The following is a 6,005-nucleotide window of genomic DNA, read 5'->3' on the forward strand; positions in this document are numbered from 1 at the left end:
GCATAAATCGGGCTAAACTCACCGCACCGAACAGCTAAAGGACAGCGGCCCCGGATGCCTCCCATCCGGGTGCCGCCAACCTCAGATGCGCAAGGAGCGCGCGTGCGCACACGCCTCGTGACCGTGTTGCTCGCCCTGATCACCGCATTCCTGGTGATCCCCGGGGCAGCGGCGACGGCAGACGAACAGGGCGGTGAGTCGCTGCACGGTCAGATCGGTCAGCCGGACGACCGGGACCAGGGTGTCGAAGGCATCCTGATCACGGTCTTCCAGGGTGATGACGAGATCGATGCGGTGGAGACCGACCCTGATGGAATGTGGGAAGTGGAGTTGCCCGGACCGGGCGACTACCGCCTAGTGGTGGACCAGGAGTCCGTCCCCAGCGAGTTCGCCGTACGCGAGACGAGCCTCATCGTCGAGGGTGTGGCCGAGGTCGAGGTCGAGCCCAACCAGCAGAGGCTGCTCCTCATCGGGTTGGAGCTCCCCGGTGACGCGTCCGGCCAGGACGAGAGCTCCCCCTCCCCGGACGCCGAGGCGTCCGAGGACGCGGAGGAGGACACCGCCGCCGAGGACGAGGCGGTCGCGGTCGAGGGCGTCAGCGGCGGGTTCGGTGAGCGCTTCGCGCAGCTCACCGCGGCCGGTCTGCTGTTCGGCCTGGTCATCGCGATCTCCGCGATCGGCCTCTCCCTGATCTTCGGTACGACGCAGGTCATCAACTTCTCGCACGGTGACATGGTCACCTTCGGCGCGATGATGGCCCTGCTGTTCAGTACCGGCGCCGCGGGGCTGGGCAACTCCCTGCTGGTGATCTTCGCCGGTCTGGGGGGCGCCGTCATGGTGGGCGCCTTCCTGGAGGGCCGGTTCAACCGGACGACGCTGATCATCCTCCAGTGGTCCTCGGTCATCGGCGGTATCGCGCTGGCGACGCTCATGGGCCTGTTCGGTCTCGACCCCGGCTGGCAGGTGCCGCTGTGGGTGGCGGCCGGTATCGCGGTGGTCATGGGCGGTGTGCTCGGCAGCACCATGGAGCGCTACCTGTGGCGTCCGCTGCGCAGGCGCAACGTGGCCCTGATCCAGATGTTCATCGTCTCCATCGGTCTGGCCCTGGTGCTGCGGCACGTGCTCCTGGTGCTCTTCGGCGCGAACCGTCAGCGGTACGCCGGGTTCCAGGTGCAGGAGCTGGTGCACATCGGCCCGATCTCGATGCCCCCGCGCGACCTGGTGATCATGGCCGTCGCGGTCGTGGTCCTGGTGCTGGTGGCCTGCATGCTCCAGTTCACCCGCATCGGCAAGGCGATGCGCGCTGTCTCGGACAACCGGGACCTGGCGGAGTCGTCGGGTATCGACGTGGACCGGGTGACGCTGTACGTGTGGTTCCTCGGCGGTGGTCTGGCGTCCCTGGGCGGCGTGCTCTTCGGCCTGAACCAGGTCGTGGACTACGAGATGGGCTTCCGTCTGCTGCTGCTCATGTTCGCCGCGGTGATCCTGGGCGGTCTGGGCACGGCCTACGGCGCGATGGTCGGCGGTGTCGCCGTGGGTCTGGTGGCGATGCTGTCCACCCTGTGGTTCCCCGCACAGCTCATGCAAGCGTGGGCTCTGGCCCTGATGATCCTCATGCTGCTGATCAGGCCCCAGGGTCTGCTCGGTCGGCGCGAGCGGGTCGGCTAGGAGAGGTAGACGATGGATATTTTCTTGATCCTCGCCGAGTCCGCCCGATCCGCGGTGGGACCGGTGGCCGCGATCTACGCGCTGGCCGCGATCGGCCTGAACATGCACTTCGGTTACGCGGGGCTGCTGAACTTCGGGCAGGTCGGCTTCATGCTGGTGGGCGCCTACGGCGTCGGCATCAGTGTCGCGGTGTTCGAGTTGCCGTTGCTGGTCGGGTTCCTGGTGGGTCTGGCCTGCGCGGTGGTGTTGGCGCTGTTGCTGGGTGTGCCGACGCTGCGGCTGCGGGCGGACTACCTGTCGATCACGACGATCGCGGCGGCCGAGGTGCTGCGGTTGGTGTACCGCGCGGGCTTCGCGGAGCCGCTCACCAACGGTGTGTACGGGTTGCAGAACCTGTCGACGGAGTTCCGTGAGTGGAACCTGGCGCTGGGGCTGTTCGACCCGGCGGGCCGCTACGGGATCGGTTCGTTCTCGTTCAGCGGCAGCCACATGTGGCTGATGACGGTGACGTGGGGTCTGGTGGCGCTGATGGCGGCGCTGACCTGGGCGCTGATCCACAGCCCGTGGGGCCGTGTGGTGAAGGGCATCCGCGAGGACGAGGACGCGGTGCGCAGCCTCGGCAAGAACGTGTTCGCGTACAAGATGCAGGCTCTGGTTCTGGGCGGTCTGATCGGTGCCCTGGCGGGTTGCATGATGGCGGTGCACCAGGGTGCGATCGCGCCGGACCAGTTCAAGCCGCAGGTGACGTTCTTCCTGTGGGTGATCCTGCTGTTGGGCGGCGCGGGTCGTGTGCTCGGTCCGATCGTGGGTTCGATGGTGTTCTGGTTCCTCATGAACTTCACGGACAAGGTGCTGCGCGGTCTGGGCAGTGAGGGTTACCTCCCGTTCCTGTCGGGTCCGGACTTCGGTGCGATCCAGTTGGCGTTCGTCGGTGCGTTGTTGGTGCTGCTGATCGTCTTCCGGCCGCAGGGTCTGATCGGTGACCGCAAGGAGATGTTGATCAATGTCAAGTGACGAGGTGAACGGCTCCGCGGTGGGTGCCGAGGTCGACCGGATGGCCGGGGCGGTCCCGGAGCCGGGTTCGGCCAAGCGGGATCCGATCCTGGTGGCTGACGGGGTGAAGCGTTCGTTCGGTGGTCTGACCGCCGTGGACGTGGAGCACCTGGAGGTGCAGCGGGGGACGATCACGGCGCTGATCGGTCCGAACGGTGCGGGCAAGTCCACGCTGTTCAACCTGTTGACGGGGTTCGACCGGGTCGACGGCGGCGAGTGGTCGTTCGAGGGCAGGGGGATCAACGGCCGCCGTGGTCACCAGGTGGCGCGGGCCGGGATGGTGCGGACCTTCCAGCTGACGAAGGCGCTCACGCGGATGACGGTGCTCGACAACATGTTGTTGGGTGCTCCGGGTCAGACGGGTGAGCGGATGGCGGGTGCGTTCCTGCGTCCGGTGTGGGGCCGTCAGGAGAAGGTCAACACCGAGAAGGCGCTGGAGCTGCTGGAGCGGTTCAAGCTGATCGACAAGCGCCGGGACATGGCGGGCGCGTTGTCGGGTGGTCAGCGCAAGCTGCTGGAGATGGCTCGCGCGCTGATGACCGATCCGAGCATGATCATGCTGGACGAGCCGATGGCGGGTGTGAACCCGGCGTTGGTGCAGTCGTTGTTGCACCACATCACGTCGTTGCGTGATGAGGGCAAGACGGTCCTGTTCGTGGAGCACGACATGGACGTGATCATGGGGATCAGCGACTGGATCGTGGTGTTGGCGCAGGGTCAGGTGATCGCGGAGGGGCGTCCTTCGGACATCCGGTCCAACCAGCAGGTGATCGACGCCTACCTGGGTGCCCAGGACGTGGAGGGCGAGGACCAGGGGAGTGGCGATGAGTGAGGGGAACGACGGGATCCGTCCGGAGCCCGAGGAGGTCCCGGCCGTGGCCGAGGAGGCCGCCGCCGTGCAGGAGCACCGTGAGGAGGTGCTGGAGCAGGCGCGGGCGGAGGCCCTGGAGGTGGGTGGTCCGGACGACTACCTGTTGCTGGCCAGGGACCTGGTCGCGGGGTACGTGCCCGGGGTGAACATCCTGAACGGGTGCACGCTGACCCTCACCGAGGGTGAGGTCGTGGCGATCATCGGGCCGAACGGCGCGGGCAAGTCGACGCTGATCAAGACGATCTTCGGGCTGATCCCGGTGCGTGAGGGCGGTCTGACGCTGCGGGGTTCGAGTATCGCGGGTCTGGCGGCGCACTCGTTGGTGGAGCGGGGCGTGGGTTACGTTCCGCAGACGCGCAACGTGTTCCCGTCGCTGACGATCGAGGAGAACCTCCAGATGGGGGCGTTCCTGCGGCCGAAGTCGTTCTCGGAGCGGTTCGAGGTGGTGGCGGGGCTGTTCCCGCTGCTGGCGGACCGGCGCCGGGCGAAGGCGGGTTCGCTGTCGGGTGGTCAGCGGCAGATGGTGGCCATGGGCCGGGCGCTGATGATGGATCCGTCGGTGCTGCTGTTGGACGAGCCGACCGCCGGGTTGTCCCCGATCTACCAGGAGGAGGTCTTCCAGCGGGTGAAGGAGGTCAACGCCGCCGGGGTCTCGGTGATCATGGTGGAGCAGAACGCGCGGCGGTGCCTCCAGATCTGTGACCGGGGATACGTGCTGGACCAGGGTCGGAACGCGTACACGGGTTCGGGTCGGGACCTGTTGAACGACCCGAACGTGATCGAGCTGTACCTGGGGACGCTCGCGAAGGGCTGATCCGGGCGTGTGTGGGGGGCGGGACCCGTCGTGGGTCCCGCCCCCTTGTCGTGCGTCCGGTCCCTGGGTGGGGTCAGTCGTTGGTGAACTCGACGTACTCCAGGATCTCGTAGCCGTTCTCGCCGAAGTGGAAGACCTCGAAGGTGGCGGAGGTGGGGTCGCCGTTGTCGTCGAGGTCGATGTTGCCGCTCATGCCCTGGTAGTCGATGGGGCGGCCCTCGTCGAGGAGGTCGCGGCACTCCTGGAAGCTGGTGCACTCGGTGCCGTCGGGTCGGGTGACGTCTCCGACGTGGTCGACGTACTGGGCGGGGTCGGTGGAGTTCGCGGACTCCGCGGCGAGGGCGATGGCGGTGACGCAGTCGAAGATGTGCGGGGCGAACTGGAAGGCGTCGAGTTCGGGGTCGAAGGCGCGTAGGTCCTCGTTGAACCGGGGGTTGTTCGCGCTGGGTGCGACGCCGGTGGTGCCGGTGACGGCGTCGGTGGAGGCGGCGCCGATGGTCGCCTCCAGGTCGGGGTCGTTGAGGCCGTCGGTGAGGTAGAACTGGCTCTCGATGCCGCTCTCGATGAGGGCGGCCATCAGCTGGGTGCCCTCCTGGAAGGAGATGAGGGCGACGGCGTCGGCTCCGGAGGTCACGGCGGTGGTGACGACGGCGCCGAAGTTGGTGGCGTCGGGGTCGTAGGTCTCGGTGAGGACGACGTTGGCGCCGAGGGCGGCGAGTTCGGTCTCGACGGCGTTGAGGTAGCCGTTGCCGTAGTCGTCGGCTCGGGCGATGACGGCGACGTCGAGGTGGCCGTCGTCGACGATGCGTTGGGCGAGGACGGGTCCGGCGAGGAGGTCGCTGGGGGCGGTGCGGAAGAAGTATCCGTTGTCGTCGACGCGGGTGAGGTCTGGGGCGGTGCTGGAGCCGGAGCACTGGGCGATTCCGGCGCCGGTGATGGTGGCGTAGCTGGCCTGGGTCATGACGGAGGCGGCGGCGCCGATGACGGCGTTGACGTCGGCGGAGACGAGGTCGTTGGCGGCCTGTTGGGCCTGTGCCGCGTCTCCGGCCTCGTCGGCCACGACGGGGGGTGGGACCTGGGTGCCGAGGATGCCGCCGGCGGCGTTGATCTCGTCGATGGCGTAGTCGACCGCGGCGGTCTGGGGGCGCCCGAGGAAGCTGAGGCTGCCGGTCTGGGGGTAGAGGAGGCCGAAGGTGAACGCGGTGTCGTCCGCGGTGTCGTCTCCGAGGTCGAGGGTGTCTCCGCAGGCCGTGAGGGCGAGGCTGAGGGCGAGGGTGGCCGCCGGGAGGGCGAGGGACCGTGGGGTGGGCATGGCGTGGACGTCCGTTCGAGGGGAGCGTGGTGTGTGGTGCCGTGCGGCCGCCCGGTCCGTGTACGACGAGGCACGGCGCGCGGGGTGGCGGCCGTGCCGGGGGTCTCGCGGTGGTCGTGTCCAGACGGGTCCGGGGGTGGGGGGGGGGGGGGGCCCCCCCCCCCCCCGGGGGGGGGGGGGGGGGGGGGGGGGGGCGGGGGGGGGTCAACGGGCAGATGACGATCCGATGTCCGGGATGCCCCATTTTGTGGTTATGGTGCCGAACTCCGTTTTTGTCGCTATGGTGC

General features: G+C 68.3%; 5 protein-coding genes. 4 read left to right on the forward strand and 1 reads right to left on the reverse strand.

The features are described from left to right. The first annotated feature begins 102 nt into the window (after nt 1-102). From ACFW3L_RS17430 to ACFW3L_RS17445, 4 genes are read left to right on the forward strand one after another with little or no spacing between them, the layout of a single operon-like run. The gene (locus tag ACFW3L_RS17430) at nt 103-1,668 is read left to right on the forward strand and encodes a branched-chain amino acid ABC transporter permease (RefSeq protein WP_378741542.1); all 1,566 of its coding nucleotides are present in this window, start codon (nt 103-105) and stop codon (nt 1,666-1,668) included. 12 nt (nt 1,669-1,680) lie between these two features. Next, entirely contained in the window at nt 1,681-2,682 is a 1,002-nt protein-coding gene (locus ACFW3L_RS17435; RefSeq protein WP_378741544.1) for a branched-chain amino acid ABC transporter permease, read from the forward strand. Beyond that, nucleotides 2,672-3,553, forward strand: a complete 882-nt coding sequence (locus tag ACFW3L_RS17440) for an ABC transporter ATP-binding protein (protein ID WP_378741546.1) — start codon at nt 2,672-2,674, stop codon at nt 3,551-3,553. Before ACFW3L_RS17435 ends, ACFW3L_RS17440 begins: the two co-directional genes overlap by 11 nt. Then, nucleotides 3,546-4,406: an ABC transporter ATP-binding protein gene (locus tag ACFW3L_RS17445; protein WP_378741548.1), complete on the forward strand. Its 861-nt coding sequence runs from the start codon at nt 3,546-3,548 to the stop codon at nt 4,404-4,406. The genes ACFW3L_RS17440 and ACFW3L_RS17445 overlap by 8 nt, the downstream gene beginning before the upstream one ends. A gap of 73 nt (nt 4,407-4,479) precedes the next feature. Here the strand turns inward: ACFW3L_RS17445 and ACFW3L_RS17450 are convergent, their stop codons facing one another. After that, entirely contained in the window at nt 4,480-5,718 is a 1,239-nt protein-coding gene (locus ACFW3L_RS17450) for an ABC transporter substrate-binding protein (RefSeq protein WP_378741552.1), read from the reverse strand. Nucleotides 5,719-6,005 lie beyond the last annotated feature (287 nt).

Source organism: Nocardiopsis sp. NPDC058789 (assembly GCF_042745575.1).
GTDB classification, from domain to species: Bacteria; Actinomycetota; Actinomycetes; order Streptosporangiales; family Streptosporangiaceae; genus Nocardiopsis; species Nocardiopsis eucommiae.

Excerpts from the sequence above, each read along its gene's own strand:
- ACFW3L_RS17435 (WP_378741544.1), top strand. The coding sequence starts at position 1,681 with ATGGATATTTTCTTGATCCTCGCCGAGTCCGCCCGATCCGCGGTGGGA.
- ACFW3L_RS17440 (WP_378741546.1), top strand. The coding sequence starts at position 2,672 with ATGTCAAGTGACGAGGTGAACGGCTCCGCGGTGGGTGCCGAGGTCGAC.
- ACFW3L_RS17445 (WP_378741548.1), top strand. The coding sequence starts at position 3,546 with ATGAGTGAGGGGAACGACGGGATCCGTCCGGAGCCCGAGGAGGTCCCG.
- ACFW3L_RS17450 (WP_378741552.1), bottom strand. The coding sequence starts at position 5,718 with ATGCCCACCCCACGGTCCCTCGCCCTCCCGGCGGCCACCCTCGCCCTC.